15 protein-coding genes are annotated in these 17,463 nt (G+C 59.1%); 1 reads left to right on the top strand and 14 read right to left on the bottom strand.

Annotation, left to right across the window (positions count from 1 at the left end; genetic code table 11):
* Nucleotides 1-3: 3 nt before the first annotated feature.
* From menH to PGQ95_RS14570, 4 genes are all read right to left on the bottom strand, one after another.
* Nucleotides 4-762 (bottom strand): 2-succinyl-6-hydroxy-2,4-cyclohexadiene-1-carboxylate synthase, encoded by a 759-nt coding sequence (gene menH, locus PGQ95_RS14585; RefSeq protein ID WP_430918497.1) that lies wholly within the window; start codon nucleotides 760-762, stop codon nucleotides 4-6.
* On the bottom strand, nucleotides 759-2,429 hold the full coding sequence (gene menD / locus PGQ95_RS14580) for a 2-succinyl-5-enolpyruvyl-6-hydroxy-3-cyclohexene-1-carboxylic-acid synthase (RefSeq protein WP_411325962.1): 1,671 nt from the start codon (nucleotides 2,427-2,429) through the stop codon (nucleotides 759-761). Before menD ends, menH begins: the two co-directional genes overlap by 4 nt.
* 76 nt (nucleotides 2,430-2,505) lie before the next feature.
* Nucleotides 2,506-3,801, bottom strand: coding sequence for an isochorismate synthase MenF (gene menF / locus PGQ95_RS14575; protein ID WP_430918494.1), 1,296 nt, complete (start codon nucleotides 3,799-3,801; stop codon nucleotides 2,506-2,508).
* A 173-nt stretch (nucleotides 3,802-3,974) separates the two neighbouring features.
* Nucleotides 3,975-4,436, bottom strand: coding sequence for a GNAT family N-acetyltransferase (locus PGQ95_RS14570; protein WP_015365596.1), 462 nt, complete (start codon nucleotides 4,434-4,436; stop codon nucleotides 3,975-3,977).
* Nucleotides 4,437-4,492: 56 nt separating this feature from the next.
* Here PGQ95_RS14570 and rnz point away from each other — a divergent pair, with 56 nt between their 5' ends.
* The gene (rnz, locus tag PGQ95_RS14565) at nucleotides 4,493-5,413 is read left to right on the top strand and encodes a ribonuclease Z (protein ID WP_430918492.1); all 921 of its coding nucleotides are present in this window, start codon (nucleotides 4,493-4,495) and stop codon (nucleotides 5,411-5,413) included.
* A 58-nt stretch (nucleotides 5,414-5,471) separates the two neighbouring features.
* Here the strand turns inward: rnz and nuoN are convergent, their stop codons facing one another.
* From nuoN to nuoE, 10 genes are all read right to left on the bottom strand, one after another.
* Complete coding sequence (nuoN, locus tag PGQ95_RS14560) at nucleotides 5,472-6,929, bottom strand: NADH-quinone oxidoreductase subunit NuoN (protein ID WP_015365594.1); 1,458 nt, start codon at nucleotides 6,927-6,929, stop codon at nucleotides 5,472-5,474.
* A 6-nt stretch (nucleotides 6,930-6,935) separates the two neighbouring features.
* The gene (nuoM, locus tag PGQ95_RS14555; protein WP_015365593.1) at nucleotides 6,936-8,465 is read right to left on the bottom strand and encodes an NADH-quinone oxidoreductase subunit M; all 1,530 of its coding nucleotides are present in this window, start codon (nucleotides 8,463-8,465) and stop codon (nucleotides 6,936-6,938) included.
* A 169-nt stretch (nucleotides 8,466-8,634) separates the two neighbouring features.
* Nucleotides 8,635-10,476 (bottom strand): NADH-quinone oxidoreductase subunit L, encoded by a 1,842-nt coding sequence (nuoL, locus tag PGQ95_RS14550; protein ID WP_015706160.1) that lies wholly within the window; start codon nucleotides 10,474-10,476, stop codon nucleotides 8,635-8,637.
* Nucleotides 10,473-10,775, bottom strand: coding sequence for an NADH-quinone oxidoreductase subunit NuoK (nuoK, locus tag PGQ95_RS14545; RefSeq protein WP_004865088.1), 303 nt, complete (start codon nucleotides 10,773-10,775; stop codon nucleotides 10,473-10,475). The genes nuoL and nuoK overlap by 4 nt, the downstream gene beginning before the upstream one ends.
* Nucleotides 10,772-11,326: an NADH-quinone oxidoreductase subunit J gene (nuoJ, locus tag PGQ95_RS14540; RefSeq protein ID WP_015365591.1), complete on the bottom strand. Its 555-nt coding sequence runs from the start codon at nucleotides 11,324-11,326 to the stop codon at nucleotides 10,772-10,774. Before nuoJ ends, nuoK begins: the two co-directional genes overlap by 4 nt.
* Nucleotides 11,327-11,337: 11 nt before the next feature.
* Nucleotides 11,338-11,880 (bottom strand): NADH-quinone oxidoreductase subunit NuoI, encoded by a 543-nt coding sequence (nuoI, locus tag PGQ95_RS14535; RefSeq protein ID WP_015365590.1) that lies wholly within the window; start codon nucleotides 11,878-11,880, stop codon nucleotides 11,338-11,340.
* Nucleotides 11,881-11,894: 14 nt separating this feature from the next.
* Entirely contained in the window at nucleotides 11,895-12,872 is a 978-nt protein-coding gene (gene nuoH, locus PGQ95_RS14530; protein ID WP_015365589.1) for an NADH-quinone oxidoreductase subunit NuoH, read from the bottom strand.
* Nucleotides 12,869-15,595 (bottom strand): NADH-quinone oxidoreductase subunit NuoG, encoded by a 2,727-nt coding sequence (gene nuoG, locus PGQ95_RS14525; protein ID WP_430918490.1) that lies wholly within the window; start codon nucleotides 15,593-15,595, stop codon nucleotides 12,869-12,871. The genes nuoH and nuoG overlap by 4 nt, the downstream gene beginning before the upstream one ends.
* 32 nt (nucleotides 15,596-15,627) lie before the next feature.
* On the bottom strand, nucleotides 15,628-16,965 hold the full coding sequence (gene nuoF, locus PGQ95_RS14520; protein ID WP_015365587.1) for an NADH-quinone oxidoreductase subunit NuoF: 1,338 nt from the start codon (nucleotides 16,963-16,965) through the stop codon (nucleotides 15,628-15,630).
* A complete protein-coding gene (nuoE, locus tag PGQ95_RS14515; protein WP_015365586.1) occupies nucleotides 16,962-17,462 on the bottom strand; it encodes an NADH-quinone oxidoreductase subunit NuoE in 501 nt (166 codons plus the stop codon). Before nuoE ends, nuoF begins: the two co-directional genes overlap by 4 nt.
* Nucleotide 17,463 lies beyond the last annotated feature (1 nt).

The raw sequence follows: 17,463 nt of genomic DNA, 5'->3' as shown, positions 1-17,463 counted from the left end.
CAGTTAACTTGCCAGAATCTGCGCCAGACAGGCAATCACCGCAGCGGGGTTGTCCCGGTGCGCGTTGTGTCCGGCATGGTGAATGATATGGGTATCGGCGGCGAGCGCTTGCGCGATAGCGCGAAACTTGGCGTCGCGTTCGCCGCACAGGTAGTGAAAAGGAAAATCGCGAGCCTGCAGAGACGCGCGCAAATCGGCCTGCTCCGCAAGGGAGGTTGCCTCCAGCATCGCCGCCAGCGTAGCGCCGTTATTGCGGCGACGTAGGGCGACCAATGACTCACGCTGCGCCGCATCCAGCGAAGCGAAGACCGGCTGCTGATACCAGTCGGCGAAGACCTGCGCTAACGGCTCGCGGCGAAAACGTTCCGCCCAGGCGCTATCATTGCCGCGCCGCGCCTGCCGCGACGCTTCGTCCTGCAGGCCCGGATGTCCGCCCTCGACGATCAGGCCGCGCAGGCCCGCGCGCGGCTGGCAGGCGAAGTTCATCGCCACCCGGCCGCCCAGGGAGTAGCCAATCAGCCAGTAGTACAGGATGTTGTAACTATTTAGCGTAGCTTGCAGTAATTCGCTGACCCCGGTAAAGCCATCGACCGCGATATCCGCCGAGCCACCGTGCCCCGGCAGATCGAGATACAGACGCGGCCAGGCCGGAAACGCTTCGCCAACCGTACGCCACTCGTCGCGGTCTCCGGAAAAGCCGTGCAGGAATACCAGCCAGGGATAACCCGGCTGGCCGCTTTCAACCGTCGCGTTGAGCGTCACAGGCGGCTTACCTGCGCCAGCAGTTGCTGGAGAGTGTGCGTACCGTCGGTCTCGTTAACCGCCAGCTCAATTACCGTCGCCCCGGCGCGGCGCCACGCGCCTGCCAGCGCCTCATCCAGCGACTGCCAGTCATCAGGGCGGTGATAAGCCAGACCAAACATCGCCGCCGCGTGGCTGAAATCCACGTCCTGCGGCATTAAATAGAACTGGCGGCGCTCGTCCTGCGGCGTCGGCAGCATAGAGAAAATCTGCCCGCCGTTATTATTGACCACGATCAGCACCAGCGGCGCCGACGCCTGGCGCAGCAGGGCCAGCGAGTTGAGATCGTATAACGCCGAAAGATCGCCGACGATCGCAAGCGTAGGCCGGGCGCTCGCGCGCTGCACGCCGGCGGCTGTCGCCAGTAGGCCATCGATGCCGCTGGCGCCGCGATTACTATAGACCGGATAACCCGCCGGCAGTTGCCCCAGCGCGTCTATCAGGCGTACCACTAAACTGTTGCCAACAAACAGCTGTCCCTGATCCGGCAAATAGCGCCGAATGCGCTGCGCCAGCTGCGCTTCGCCAAAAGGCTCGTTGCTGGCGACCGCGGCCTGCCACGCCTGCCCGGCAAGCTGCGGGATCACCGTCGCCCACGGCTGGCGTTTCTCCGCCGGATGCAGTTCGAGCCAGCGCTCAACGCTTGAGAGCAGACGGCGACCGCGGTGCTGCGCCGGGTCGAGACGACCGCGCAGATTATCCACCAGCCAGTATTCATCCGGCTCGCAGGTCGCCTGCCACTGAAGCACGCGTTTGCCGGTCAGGCTGCTACCGAGTTGCACGACGATTTGCGCCTGCGCCAGTTCGCTGACCGCTTTACCGTTGCCCAGCCACAGGTCGGCGCATGGTAACGGCTGCCCGGTCTGCGACAGGACATCGCCAATCAGCGGCCAGCCGAGGGTCTGCGCCCATTCAGCCACTTTTTTACCTTCCGCGGCGCTCATCCTGCCCGCGACCACTACGCCGCGTTTTTGCCGCCAGAAGAACCAGTCGCGCTGTTTCTCACTCTCCATCTGCAGCGCCTGACGTAGCCAGGGTTTATCGCTCTGCCACCAGTTGCCGAGCTGCTGTTGCCACTCCAGCCCGGTATCGTCCATATCGCCATATAGCGGCTCGGCGAACGGGCAGTTGATATGCACCCCACCGGCATGCAACTCGCCCAGCGCCTGATCGATAGTCGAGACTAACCAGCGGGCGGAAATATCCTGCGAAGGACGCGGTAAAGAAACGGTCTGCGCAGGATGAGAAGCAAACATTCCCGGTTGGCGGATGGCCTGATTGGCGCCGCAGTCAATAAGCTCCGGCGGGCGGTCGGCGGTCAGCAGGATCAGTTTTTCACCCGTCAGGCCCGCTTCAATCAGCGCCGGATAGAGATTCGCGGTCGCGGTTCCGGAGGTAACAATCACCGCCACCGGCTGGCGGCTGGCCTTCGCCAGTCCCAGCGCCAGGTGGCCAAGACCACGTTCGTCAAAATGAGTGTGATGAATAAAAGCGCGGTTTTCCGCCGCCGCCAGGGTTAAGGGCGTCGAGCGCGAGCCTGGGGCAATGCAAATGTGCTGCACGCCGTGGCGGGTTAAAGCTTCAAGGATCACCGCCGCCCAGCGTCGGTTAAATGCGCTTACTGACATGAAATTGTCCGGTATCAAATATTGATGCTAAGTATAGATAAGGCAGAGTTGCGCCGTTTTGATATACGTCGTCTCTCTACGTTTCTGAAAGTAATAACGTTCGTAATCCCGCCGCTTTATTTTCTATTTCTTGCCACTCCTGCTGCGGGTCAGATCCGCTGACAATACCGGCCCCGGCATACAGCCGCAGGGTGTCGTTCTCGACTTCTGCCGAGCGCAGCGCCACGCAAAACTCGCTTTGCGCCAGAGAAAGATAACCTGCGGAGCCGGCATACCATTCGCGGGCGAAAGGCTCATGACGGCGGATGAACGCCAGCGCCGCCTGGCGCGGCAGCCCCGCCACCGCGGCGGTAGGCTGCAACTGCAGCAAGCAGCGGCTGTCGTCGGGCTCAGCCAGTTCGCACCAGATACAGCGCCGCAGATGCTGCACCTTACGCAGGCGTACGACCTGCGGCGGCAGAACGTCAAGCGTCGGCGACTCGCTCTGCAAACGCTGGCAGATATCCTCGACCACCAGCATATTTTCCCGCTGGTTTTTATCGTCTTTCATTAGCCAATCGCCCAACTGCTGCGCCCGGGCGTCATCAGGATGATTAGCGACGGTACCCGCCAGCGCTTCGGTGCGCAGCAGCGCGCCGCGTCGCCGCCATAGCCGTTCCGGCGTGGAGCCGAGAAACGCCTGCTGCGGGCTAAAGGCCATCAGGAAGTGAAAACAGTTAAGATTGCTGCGCCGACTGGCCGCCATAATGGCAAACGCCTGCAGCGGCGCGCTAAAGCGTAAATCCGTGACCCGCGCCAGCACAACCTTATCCATTTCGCCGGCGCCGATTGCCTGCGTCGCCTGCGTAATCAGCTCGCTCCACTGCGGGTATTCCGGCGCATGCTGCTCGCTTTGCAGCGGCGGCATCGATGCCGCCGTCGCCTGCTCGCTATTTAATGATTGGAGAAACGCCCGCGCGGCGGTCGCGTCGTCAAGCAGCGAGGTCGCACTGTGTACCACCAGCCGCAAAGTCGCTTTGCCGCCCAGGCGGCGCCACTCCAGCCGCGGCAGAAACAGATTGCCCTGCTGCGGGTCGAACGCGTTCAGCCCGCTGATGCGCAGATCTTCCCGCCCCTGCGCGCATAAAAAATCATGCGCCGCGGACAAAGAGGCAAAGGTGGTTACCGCCCCCAGCGCCGCCAGTTCTTCATCGCCGTTACGCTGCTGCCAGTAGAATTGCGGCCAGCACGGCTGATGCGCGCACCACAATAACGGGTCGAAGGCGTCGTTTAACGGGAATGGGATATCAAAAATTCGCGTGCCGGGCGACGGAGGGAAATCTTCAGCCAGGCAACCCAACAGGCTTTCCAGCGCGGTGGAAACAGACAGCACGCGAACCTCCACGAAATTAAAAACCCCACATTATAAAGGGTAGCTGCGATAAATAGCAGTACCCATCATGAGGGAGCGAACCTTAACAGGCCCGGCGAACGCCAGACACTGGATTCGCTACAGGAGGAAAAGTATAGATAATTGATAGCGATACGCTATTACTATTTAGCTTCTTAATGAGTTGTGATGTCACGCGCCATACCGATATGGGCAATACCATCTTCATCGTATACCTCTGTCACCGGCACAAAACCAAAGCTGGCATAAAATTTCTGCAGATGCGCCTGCGCCCCCAGATAAATCGCCTTCTGCGGCCAGTTCTGCCGGCAGCTGGCCAGCGCCTGCTCCATCAACTGGTAGCCCAGCTTCTCGCCGCGCACGGACGGGCTAACGATAACCCGGCCAATCACCACCGGTTCGAACTCCTCTTCGCTTTTGAGGATCCGCGCGTAGGCCACCAGCTCTCCGTCGCGCCAGCCGAGCAGATGACGGTTCTCACCGACTAAATCATCGCCGTCGATATCCTGATAGACGCAGCGTTGTTCGACGACAAACACCGCGCTGCGCAGCTTCAGCAAGGCGTACAGTTGAGCAACGGTGAGCTCGCTGTGATGTAAATCCTGCCAGGTCATCATTTGTGACTCCTTATTGATATACTGATGCTTTACCACTCGCCTGAGGACACTGGACGATGGAATTAACATTTTTGGGGACATCCGCCGGCGTGCCGACCCGTACGCGTAATATGACGTCGATAATACTGAATTTGCAACAACCCACCAGCGCTGAAATGTGGTTGTTTGACTGCGGCGAAGGCACCCAGCATCAGTTTCTCCATACCCCTTACCACCCAGGCAAACTGAATAAAATTTTCATCACTCACCTGCACGGCGATCATCTGTTCGGCCTGCCCGGCCTGTTGTGCAGCCGCTCGATGCAGGGAAACTCGCTGCCGCTGACGGTTTACGGGCCAAAAGGGATTAAAGAATTCATCGAAACCGCGCTGCGCCTGAGCGGCTCGTGGACCGATTATCCGCTCACTATCATCGAAGTCGGCCCCGGCCTGGTCTTCGACGAAGACGGCTATCGGGTCAGCGCGTACCCGCTCAGCCATCCGGTGGAGTGCTACGGCTACCGCATCGAACAGCTTGACAAGCCCGGTAAGCTCGATGCCGCCCAACTGATTGCCGATGGCGTGCGTCCGGGGCCGCTGTTCCATCAGCTCAAGCTCGGTCAGCGCGTTGAGCTGGAAGATGGCCGGGTCATTGACGGTAGCCGCTATCTGGGGCCATCGACGCCGGGTAAAACGCTGGCCATCTTTGGCGATACCGCCCCCTGCCCGCAGGCGCTGGAGATGGCGCGCGGCGCGGATGTGATGGTCCACGAAACCACCCTTGAGCAGGCGATGGCGGAGAAAGCCAATAGCCGTGGCCACTCTTCCAGTCAGCAGACCGCGGCGCTTGCCAAAGAAGCGGGGGTCGGCACGCTAATCGCCACCCACTTTAGCTCGCGCTACGATGCCGAAGGCTGCCTGCGTATGCTGGCGGAATGCCGGGAGATTTTCGCCAATACGCTACTGGCGGAGGATTTTATGGTCTATCGGCTGGCGTAAACCGCAGGCATAAAAAAACCGTCGACAAGTCGGCGGTTTTTTTTATTTATAGCGCAGATTACATCAGCGGCGTCGCCAGCTGCACGATGCTAATCAGCGGCTGCGGCCACACGCCGAGCACCAGCACCAGCAGCGCGGAGATCAGCACTACGATACCGCCGGCGCTGTACTGCCAGTTTGACGGCGCATCGCGGTTCAGTTGCTCCGGGGCGCTCAGGTACAGGCTTACGGCAACGCGCAGGTAGTAGTAGAGACCAATCGCCGAGCCAATCACTACCGCGGCAACCAGCCACCACAGGTGCGCATGCACACCGACGGCCAGCACGTAGAACTTACCGATAAAGCCGAGGGTCATCGGAATACCGGCCAGCGACAGCATCATCACCGTCATTACCGCCGACAGGATCGGACGGTGCCAGAACAGACCGCGGTAGGAGAACAGCGAGTCAGCATCCGGGCCGCGATACGGGCTGGACATCAGGCTGACTACGCCGAACGCGCCGAGGCTGCTGAACAGATAACCGGCCAGGTAGACGCCAACGGCTTCCATCGACATTTCGCCGCTCTGCAGGGCGATTAACGCCACCAGCAGATAGCCGAGGTGTGAGATGGAAGAGTAACCGAGCAGACGCTTAATGTTGGTCTGGCTCAGCGCCATCAGGTTACCGAAGATGATAGAGGCGAAGGCGATCAGGCCCAGCACCACGCGTACCGCTTCGCTGTCGCCCACCGGCATGTACAGGAACAGACGCATCACCACGCCGAAGATGGCAATCTTGCTGGCGGTCGCCAGGAAGGTGGATACCGGCGCAGGCGCGCCCTGGTATACATCAGGCGTCCACAGGTGGAACGGCACCAGCGACAGTTTAAAGCCAAGACCGACGATCATCAGACCGAGGCCCGCCAGCAGCAGCGGCTCGTGCAGCGCGTTGTCAGCCAGGCTCTTGCCCAGCGCGAGGAAGGACAGGTTGCCGGAGTTCGCATACACCAGCGCCATACCGAACAGCAGGAAAGACGAGGCTGCCGCGGAGAGGATGGTGTATTTGATGCTCGCTTCCAGAGAACGTTTCTGGCGGAAGGCGTAGCCGACCAGACCGAACAACGGCAGCGAAATTAATTCGATACCGAGGAACAGCGAGGCCAGGTGATTAGCGCCGGCCAGCAGAATGCCACCCAGCGCGGCGATCAGCACCAGCAGGTAGAACTCTTCTTTATTGTCCTTGTAACCCTCAAGCCATGGGTAGGCGAAAGTACAGGTCGCGAGGCTCGCTAACAGCACCAGCCCGGTATAGAGCATCGAGTAACCGTCAACGCGGATCAGCGGGGTGACGTCCATCGCCCCGTTCTGACCAACAAACCAGAGCGAGACCAGCGCGGCGTTAAGTCCGAGAACCGACAACGTGGCATTGAGAAAATGATTGCGTCGCCACGCAATGGAGAGCATCACAACCACCACCGTCAAGCCGACGATCAGCAGCGGTAGCAGTGCGATCAGTTGTTGTGGAGTTATTGTCATGGCGAATTACGGCCTTGTAGTAGAAACAGAATTAACAAACCACTGCTGAATGTTGCTCATCGCAGCATGCGAGGTGTCAAGAATCGGCTGCGGGAAGAAGCCCAACAGCACCAGCAGCACCACCAGCAGCAGGATGATAGACAGTTCACGCAGGGACATCCCCGGCAGCTCTTTCGTCGCGATTTCGCTTTTCGCTTTACCGAAGTAAGCGCGATGCAGCATCGACAGCGAGTAAACGGAAGCGAATACCAGACCAAAGGTCGAGATAACGGTAATCACCGGCACCACTTTATAGCTGCCGAACAGAATCATAAATTCGCCGACAAAGTTACCGGTGCCCGGCATCCCCAGGGTGGCGACCGCGAAGAACATCGACATCGCCGGCAGCCATTTAATTTTGCTCCACAAGCCGCCCATCTGGCGCATATCGCGGGTGTGCAGACGTTCGTACAGCTGGCCGCACAGAATGAACAGACCCGCCGCGGACAGACCGTGGGCAATCATCTGAATCACCGCCCCTTGATAAGCCAGCTGGCTACCGGTGTAGATAGCAATCAGCACGAAGCCCATGTGGGAAACGGAGGTGTAAGCAATCAGACGTTTGATATCGGTCTGGGCGAAGGCCATCCACGCGCCGTAGAAGATACCGATCACGCCCAGCCACATGGCGATTGGCGCAAACTCGGCGGAGGCGTTCGGGAACAGCGGCAGCGCAAAGCGCAGCAGACCGTAGGCCGCGGTTTTCAGCAAGATGCCCGCGAGGTCGACGGAACCGGCAGTCGGCGCCTGGGAATGGGCGTCCGGTAGCCAGCCGTGCAGCGGCACTACCGGCATTTTCACCGCGAAGGCGATGAAGAAGCCGAGCATCAGCATGTATTCCACGCCGTGCGACATCGGGGTTTTCAGCAGCTCTTCATAGTTGAAGGTCCACACGCCGGTCGCGTTGAAGTGAACGAATGCCAGCGCCAGAATGGCGATCAGCATCACCAGGCCGCTCGCCTGGGTATAGATGAAGAACTTGGTGGCCGCCGTGATACGCGTTTTACCGTCAGAGGCTTTGTGACCCCACAGCGCGATCAGGAAGTACATCGGCACCAACATCATTTCCCAGAAGAAGAAGAACAGGAACATGTCGATGGCGAGGAATACGCCGATGACGCCGCCCAGGATCCACATCAGGTTGAGGTGGAAGAAGCCCTGGTACTTTTCGATTTCGCGCCAGGAACAGAGCACCGCCAACACGCCGAGCAGGCCGGTCAGCACCACCATGAGCAGCGACAGACCGTCAATCGCCAGATGGATGCTAATGCCGAAACGTGGGATCCACGGCAGCACGAATTCCGACTGCCACTGCGGAATACCCGCGGATTGCGTCAGAGAATAGCCGCCCTGCATCCACAGCTGCAGGCCAAGCACCAGCGTCAGTCCCATGGTAATCAGCGCGATCCAGCGCGGCAGTTTCACGCCAAAGCGTTCAGTCTGCCAGCACAGGAAGCCGCCAATAAAGGGGATTAATATTAGCCAGGGTAATAACATGGCGATTTTTATTCCTTGTTAAAGTCCCGTTCAGGACCGATTTTCAACGAATTCGACTACATTCACGTTTGAGTGCGGTTTGTTGTGTCGGGTGGCGTTTCGCTTACCCGACCTACGGTTTCGTAGGCCCGGTAAGCGAAACGCCACCGGGCAAAACCGCGCGCTCAAATCAACGCAGTACCATCAGCAGAGCCAGCACTACCACCGCGCCAATGCTCATTGAAGCCACATACCACCGCAGATAGCCGTTCTCGCTCACCAGCAGGCCTTTACCTGCGAAGCGGGACAGAATCGCCGGGATATTCATCAACGAGTTCAGCGGATCGCTCTTCAGCAGCCAGGCGATACCGAGGAATGGTTTCACGAACACTTTGTCGTATAACCAGTCGAAGCCCCAGGCATGGAACCACCAGGTACCGAAGAAGCGGCCAGGCGCGCTGTTGGCGATGGAAGTCACCAGCGTACGTTTGCCCAGCCACAGCCATGCGGCGATCAGGATGCCGGCGATAGCGATAATCCCGGAGGTCATTTCCAGCGTCATCACGCTACCGTGGGCGAGCTCGGTGGTCTGCGGCAGTACGCCTTCCAGCGGCGGCACAATCAGCGCGCCAACGAAGGTGGACAGAATCAGCAGCACAATCAGCGGCAGATGGTGGGTAATCCCCTTCCCTGCGTGCGCGTGAATTTGCTCTTTACCGTGGAACACGATGAAAATCATACGGAAGGTATACAGCGAGGTCATAAAGGCGCCAACCAGGCCCGCTACCATCAGATTGATATGGCCGTTGGCCATCGCGCCAGCCAGAATCTCATCCTTACTGAAGAAGCCTGCGGTGATAAGCGGCAGAGCGGACAGTGCCGCGCCCCCCACCAGGAAGCAGACATAAACCAGCGGAATGGATTTGCGCAGGCCGCCCATCTTGAAGATGTTCTGTTCGTGATGGCAGGCGAGGATCACCGAACCGGACGACAGGAACAGCAGCGCTTTAAAGAACGCATGCGTCATCAGGTGGAAGATCGCCGCGTCCCAGGCCTGGACGCCCAGCGCGAGGAACATGTAGCCAATCTGGCTCATAGTCGAGTAAGCCAGCACGCGTTTGATGTCGGTCTGCACCAGCGCGGCGAAGCCCGCCAACACCAGCGTGATTGCGCCAACGATACCGACCAGATGCAGCACTTCCGGCGTCATCAGGAACAGGCCGTGGGTACGGGCAATCAGGTACACGCCCGCGGTCACCATGGTAGCGGCGTGGATCAGCGCAGAGACCGGCGTCGGGCCCGCCATCGCATCGGCAAGCCACGTTTGCAGCGGCAGCTGAGCGGATTTACCGACCGCGCCGCCGAGCAGCATCAGCGTCGCCCACTGCAGCGTGGTGCTGCCGTTAGCGAAGTGCTGCGGCGCCAGCTCAACCATTTCGCGGAAGTTCAGGGTGCCCAGTTCGTTATAAAGAATGAACAGCGCGAAGGCGAGGAACACGTCGCCGACGCGGGTGACCACGAACGCTTTCATCGCCGCGGCGTTGTTCTTCGGATCGGTGTAGTAGAAGCCGATCAGCAGGTAAGAACAGAGACCCACGCCTTCCCAACCCAAGTACATCAACAGCAGGTTATCGGCCAGCACCAAAACGACCATGCTGGCGATAAACAGGTTGGTGTAAGCGAAGAAGCGAGAGTAGCCCTCTTCGCCGCGCATGTACCAGGAGGCGAACATGTGGATCAGGAAGCCGACGCCGGTAACCACGGAGAGCATGGTCAGAGACAGGCCATCCAGCACCAGGTTGAAGCCGATGTTGAAATCACCGACCGACATCCAGTTCCACAGCGGTACGCTGACCGCCTGTTTGCCGTTAGCGAAAAAGTCGACGCCGACGTACGCCGTCACCAGCGCCGCCAGGCCTACCGAGCCCATCCCCACGGTAGCGGAAAGATTTTCCGACCAGCGTCCGCGGGAGAAGGCCAGCAGCACAAAGCCAATCAATGGCAGAAGAATGGTTAAGGCAAGCATGTTCATCCACGCAACTCACTTACTGAATCGATGTTCAGGTTCTGGCGGCGACGATGGAGCTGCAGCAGCAGCGCCAGACCGATACTCGCTTCCGCAGCCGCGAGGCTGATGGCGAGGATATACATAATCTGACCATCAGTCTGGCCCCAGTAGCTTCCCGCGACCACGAATGCCAGCGCGGCGGCGTTAATCATGATTTCCAGGCTAATCAGCATAAACAGCAGATTGCGGCGGATCACAAGACCAGTCAGGCCGAGCACAAACAGGATGGCGGCGAGGATCAGTCCATGTGTTAAGGGGATCATGCGTGTTCCTCCGTTTTTCTTTTGTCGCTGTCGTTCACGCGGTTGCTCAGCACCTCACCGGCGCGCTCTTCGCGGCCAATGTGGAAGGCAACAACCAGGCCCGCCAGCAGCAGCATGGAGGCCAGCTCCACCGCCAGGACGTACGGCCCAAACAGCGCAATACCCACTTCTTTGGCGTTGATCGCCGCGCCGTCGATACCCTGGTCATTGATGCCCAGGATGGCGTAAACGATTACCACCAGCAGCACCGCGGAAAGGATGGCCGGGCCAATCCAGATCCCCGGCTGCAGCCATTTGCGTTCCTGTTCGATCTCGGTGCCGCCCAGGTTGAGCATCATCACCACGAACACGAACAGCACCATAATGGCCCCGGCGTAAACGATGATTTCCAGCGCACCGGCGAAGTAAGCGCCCAGCGAGAAAAACACCCCGGCAATCGCTAACAGCGAAATGATCAGGTACAGCAGCGCGTGCACCGGATTGGTGTGGGTGACGACCCGCAAGGTTGCGAGGATGGCTATCAGGCCACAGATATAAAAAGCGAATTCCATTGCCCCTCTCCTTACGGTAACAGGCTCTTGACGTCGATTGGCTTAGCTTCGTTTTCCGCTTCGCCCTTATCTTTGCCGTCGATTGCCATACCCGCCATCCGGTAGAAGTTATATTCCGGGTATTTGCCCGGACCGGAAATCAGCAGATCCTCTTTTTCGTACACCAGATCCTGACGTTTGTATTCGCCCAGTTCGAAGTCCGGGGTCAACTGAATCGCCGTGGTCGGGCACGCTTCTTCGCACAGGCCGCAGAAAATGCAGCGTGAGAAGTTGATGCGGAAGAACTCCGGGTACCAGCGGCCGTCTTTGGTCTCTGCTTTCTGCAGAGAGATACAGCCAACCGGGCAGGCTACCGCACACAGGTTACAGGCAACGCAGCGCTCTTCACCGTCCGGATCGCGCGTCAGCACGATACGGCCACGATAGCGCGGCGGCAGATATACCGGCTCTTCCGGGTACATCTGAGTTTCACGTTTGGCGAAGGCGTGCATCCCGATCATGCAAATACTGCGGACCTGGGTGCCGAACCCTACCAATAATTCTTTTAAGGTCATGTTCAATTCACCCCTTATTGCGCCTGCCAGAGAATGACAGCCGCCGTTACCAACAAGTTGACCAGCGTTAACGGCAGGCATACCTTCCAGCCAAAGGACATTACCTGGTCATAACGCGGACGCGGTAATGATGCGCGGATCAAAATGAACATCATCATGAAGAACGCGGTTTTCAGCGCGAACCAGATGAAAGGCGGTAACCACGGGCCATTCCAGCCGCCGAAGAACAGCGTCACGATCAGCGCTGAAACGGTGACAATCCCGATGTATTCACCGACGAAGAACAGACCGAATTTCATACCGGAATATTCAATGTGGTAACCATCGGCCAGTTCCTGCTCCGCTTCCGGCTGGTCAAACGGGTGACGGTGGCACACCGCCACGCCGGCGATGGCGAAAGTCACGAAGCCGAAGAACTGCGGGATGACGTTCCACAGATGCGCCTGGTTGTTGACGATATCGGTCATGTTGAATGACCCCGCCTGCGCCACCACGCCCATCAGGGAGAGACCAAGGAACACTTCGTAGCTCAGCGTTTGTGCGGAAGCACGCATCGCCCCCAGCAGCGAGTATTTGTTGTTGCTCGACCAACCGGCGAACAGGACCGCGTAAACCGCCAGGCCTGCCATCATCAGGAAGAACAGAATACCGATGTTCAGGTCGGCGACCACCCACGACGGGCTAACCGGCACGATAGCAAAGGCCAGCAGCAACGAGGTAAAGGCGATAACCGGCGCCAGAGTAAAGATCACGCGATCGGAGAAGCGCGGGATCCAGTCCTCTTTGAAGAACATCTTGATCATGTCGGCGACCAGCTGCAGCGAACCGCCCCAGCCCACGCGGTTAGGTCCGTAGCGGTTCTGGAACAGGCCGAGCAGACGACGCTCGCCGAAGCTCATGAACGCGCCGCAGGTGACGACCACCAGCAGAATGACCACGGCCTTCAGGATGCTTAACAAAATGTCGATAAGATCCGGCGTTAACCAACTCATGCTTGCGCCTCCTGCAGTGAATCAATACGCGCCCCGGCCAGTACCGGCGCGATGCCCGGCATGCCCATCGGTAAGCCAACCTGTCCCGCGGTCAACCCTTCAGAAATAACCAGCGGCAGACTCAGCGTCTGGCCTTCTACGCTGAAGGAAACCATCGCCCCGGCGTTAACGCCAAGCTTTGCGGCATCCGCCGGGTTCAGCTTGATGTATGGATCAGGCATCCGGCTCTGGAACACCGGAGAACGCTGAGACAGCTCATCGCTGCCAAACAGGTGATAGTACGGCGCGATACGCCATTTGCCCTCTTCCGCGTGGAAGCTGGCCGGAACCGCCGTGAAGTACTCCAGCCCGCTGGCGGAAGCTTCAATCAGACGTACGCCCGGATCGCCGTGGCGCAGTTTACCGCCCACTTCATCCTGGAATTTGTTCCATGCCTGCGGGGAGTTCCAGCCCGGCGCCCACGCAAACGGAATTTGCGAACGCGGCGCGGACGGCTGGTTGTTCCCTTCCATTGAGAAGGCGAACATGGTGTCTTTATCCTGCGGCTGACGCGGTTCGTGCACGCTGATGTTGGCGCGCATCGCCGTGCGGCCGCTGTAGCGGTGCGGTTCACGCGCCAGCTTCTGGCCGCGAATGCGGAAGGTCGCATCCGGCGCGGCATCTTTAATGCCCGCCAGCTGCGGCAACGCCGCAATCGCCGCATCAATGACGTGGTCCAGCTGCGTCCAGTCAACCTGACGGTTGTTGACGGTGCTGTGCAGCGAATGCAGCCAGCGCCAGCTTTCCAGCATCACGGTTTTCGCGTCGTAGTAAGCCGGGTCGTAAACCTGGAAGAAACGCTGGGCGCGGCCTTCGTTGTTAACAACGGTACCGTCGCTTTCCGCAAAGCTTGCCGCGGAGAGCACCAGGTGCGCTTTGTCCATAATCGCGGTGCGCTGATGGTCAACCACCATCACCAGCGGCGCTTTCGCCAGCGCAGCGTCGACGCGCGCGGCGGAAGCATGACGGTGCAGGTCGTTTTCCAGCACGATAACCGCGTCTGCGGCGCCGCTTTCCAGTTCGTCCAGCGCCTCTTCAAGCGAGCCGCCGCCGATCATGCCCAGACCGACGCTATTCACCGCGCGGGCGACCATGGTCACGCCAACATCGGCGCCGCGGCCTTTCAACGCTTTCGCCACGTTGGCGGCAGCCTGAATGATTTCCATGCTACCGGCGTTAGTACCGGAGATAATCAGCGGTTTTTTCGCCCCGGCCAGCGCCTGAACGATAACATCGACTTTACCCTGCAGGTCATGGCTCAGGCCATCAACCGCCGGCGCGCTGTCATCCAGCGCATGGGCGATAGCGAAGCCCAGACGCGCCTGATCTTCCACCGGCGCGCGATAGGTCCACGCCGCGATGTCATCCAGGCGAGTGTCGTCGATATTAGTGACAAATAACGGATGCTTGGCGCGCTGTCCGATGTTGAGAATTGCCGCAATCTGCCAGTCGGCCACTTTCTGCGCCGCCGCCATTTCGCGAGCTTTCCCTTTCACCGCCTGGCGTACCGCCAGGGCAACGCGCGCGCCGGTCTGAGTAATATCTTCGCCCAGCACCAGTACCGCATCGTAGGATTCGATATCGCGCAGCGTCGGGGTATGGATCCCGCCTTCGCGCAGCACTTTGAGCATCATCTGCAGGCGCGCTTGTTCGCCTTTAGCGATGCCGGTATAGAAGTTTTCGCTACCGACCAGCTCACGCAGCGCGAAGTTGCTTTCAATGCTGGCGCGCGGAGAACCGATACCAATGACTTTCTTCGACTGGCGCAGGATATCCGCCGCCCCCTGCATCGCCTGTTCGGCGTTGAGCGCGATCAGATCGTCGCCACGGCGCTGAACCGGCTGACGCGGACGATCTTTGAGGTTTACGTAGCCATAGCCGAAACGACCGCGGTCGCAGAGGAAGTAGCGGTTAACGGTACCGTTATAGCGGTTTTCGATACGACGCAGCTCGCCATAGCGTTCGCCAGGGCTGATGTTACAGCCAATGGAACACTGCTGGCAGATGCTCGGCGCAAACTGCATGTCCCACTTACGGTTGTAACGCTCAGAGTGCGTTTTATCGGTGAAGACGCCGGTCGGGCAAACTTCAACCAGGTTACCGGAGAACTCGCTTTCCAGCGTGCCATCTTCCGGGCGGCCGAAGTAGACGTTGTCATGAGCGCCATAAACGCCCAGATCGGTGCCATCGGCATAATCTTTATAGTAGCGAACGCAGCGGTAGCAGGCGATGCAGCGGTTCATTTCGTGAGAAATAAATGGCCCCAGATCCTGGTTGCGGTGGGTACGCTTGGTGAAACGATAGCGGCGGAAGCTATGGCCGGTCATGACCGTCATATCCTGCAGGTGGCAGTTGCCGCCCTCTTCGCAGACCGGGCAGTCGTGCGGGTGGTTGGTCATCAGCCACTCCACCACGCTTTCGCGGAACTGTTTCGCTTCGCCGTCGTCAATAGAAATAAAGGTGCCGTCAGATGCCGGAGTCATACAGGACATCACCAGGCGACCACGCGTGTCTTCCGCGTTCTGATATTGCTTCACCGCACACTGGCGGCAAGCACCGACGCTCCCTAGCGCCGGGTGCCAGCAAAAGTATGGAATATCAAGACCAAGAGAGAGACAAGCCTCTAGCAGGTTGTCCGCTCCGTTGACCTCGTATTCTTTGCCGTCTACATGAATCGTAGCCATTTGCGTGCTTCCAAAAATAAAAAACCTTTAGATTACCAGCGCGTCTTAAGCAGGTTCGGCTGAATACCGTTAATTGCATGGGTATTGCTGAACTGCTGCTTAATGCCAGCCTCGAATTCTTCGCGGAAATATTTGATAGCGCTCTGCAGCGGTTCAACCGCGCCCGGCGCGTGCGCGCAGAAGGTTTTACCCGGCCCGAGGAATCGACACAGTTGCTCAAGGGTTTCGATATCGCCAGGCTGGCCTTCGCCGCGCTCCAGGGCGCGCAGGATCTTCACGCTCCACGGCAGGCCGTCGCGACAAGGCGTACACCAGCCGCAGGATTCGCGGGCAAAAAATTCTTCGAGGTTGCGCACCAGCGGAACCATGCCGATCTCGTGGTCGACGGCCATCGCCAGCGCGGTGCCCAGACGACTACCGGCTTTACCAATGCTTTCAAACTCCATCGGCAAATCGAGGTGCGCTTCGGTCAGGAAGTCGGTTCCGGCGCCGCCCGGCTGCCAGGCTTTAAACTTCAGGCCATCACGCATGCCGCCGGCGTAATCTTCGAGGATCTCGCGCGCGGTGGTGCCGAAAGGCAGTTCCCAGACGCCCGGATTCTTCACGCGCCCGGAGAAGCCCATCAGCTTGGTGCCGGCATCTTTGCTGGTTGAAATATTCTGATACCACTCCACGCCGTTGGCGAGAATGGCAGGCACGTTGCACAGGGTTTCAACGTTGTTGACGCAGGTCGGTTTGCCCCATACGCCCGAGCTCGCCGGGAACGGCGGCTTGGAGCGCGGGTTCGCGCGGCGGCCTTCCAGCGAGTTGATAAGCGCCGTCTCTTCACCGCAAATATAGCGCCCTGCCCCGGTATGCACGAACAGCTCGAAGTCAAAACCGGTACCGAGGATATTTTTCCCCAACAGGCCTGCTTCAGTGGCTTCGGCGATCGCACGACGCAGATGCTGCGCCGCTTCGATATATTCGCCGCGCAGGAAGATGTAACCGCGATAGGCCTTCAGCGCAAAGGCGGAGATCAGCATGCCTTCCACCAGCAGGTGCGGCAGCTGTTCCATCAGCAGACGGTCTTTATAGGTACCCGGTTCCATTTCATCGGCGTTACACAGCAGGTAACGGATGTTCATGGACTCGTCTTTCGGCATCAGGCTCCACTTCAGACCGGTGGAAAAGCCCGCGCCGCCGCGCCCTTTCAGGCCGGCGTCTTTTACCGCATTGACGATTTCATCCGGCGCCATACCGCTTAAGGCCTTGCGCGCCCCTTCATAACCGTTTTTACTGCGATACTCGTCCAGCCACACCGGCTGCTTGTCATCGCGCAGACGCCAGGTTAATGGATGCGTTTCGGCAGTACGAATAATGGTTTTCATTTATACCGCTCCAGGAGGTCAGGAATCGCTTCCGGCGTCAGATAACTGTGCGTGTCGTCATCAATCATCATGGTCGGCCCCTTGTCGCAGTTGCCAAGGCAACAGGTCGGCAGCAGCGTGAAGCGGCCATCAAAGGTGGTTTGACCCGGTTTGATGTCCAGCTTTTTCTCGATAGCGGACTGGATCCCCTGGAAGCCGGTGATATGGCACACCACGCTGTCGCAGTAGCGGATCACGTGACGGCCAACCGGCTGGCGGAAGATCTGGCTGTAGAATGTCGCCACGCCTTCGACGTCGCTTGCCGGGATCCCCAGCACATCGGCGATCGCGTAGATCGCGCCATCCGGTACCCAGCCGCGCTGTTTTTGAACAATTTTCAGCGCTTCGATGGACGCCGCACGCGGGTCTTCGTAGTGGTGCTTTTCGTGCTCAATAGCCTCACGCTCTGCCGCACTCAGCTCAAAAGCCTCGGTTTGTGGTTGTTGATTCTCGTGCATA

The organism is Klebsiella sp. 141240, assembly GCF_050600805.1.
Lineage (GTDB): Bacteria > Pseudomonadota > Gammaproteobacteria > Enterobacterales > Enterobacteriaceae > Klebsiella > Klebsiella aerogenes.
The sequence above is the reverse complement of the archived record's forward strand: the minus strand, read 5'-3'. Positions and strand labels throughout refer to the sequence as shown.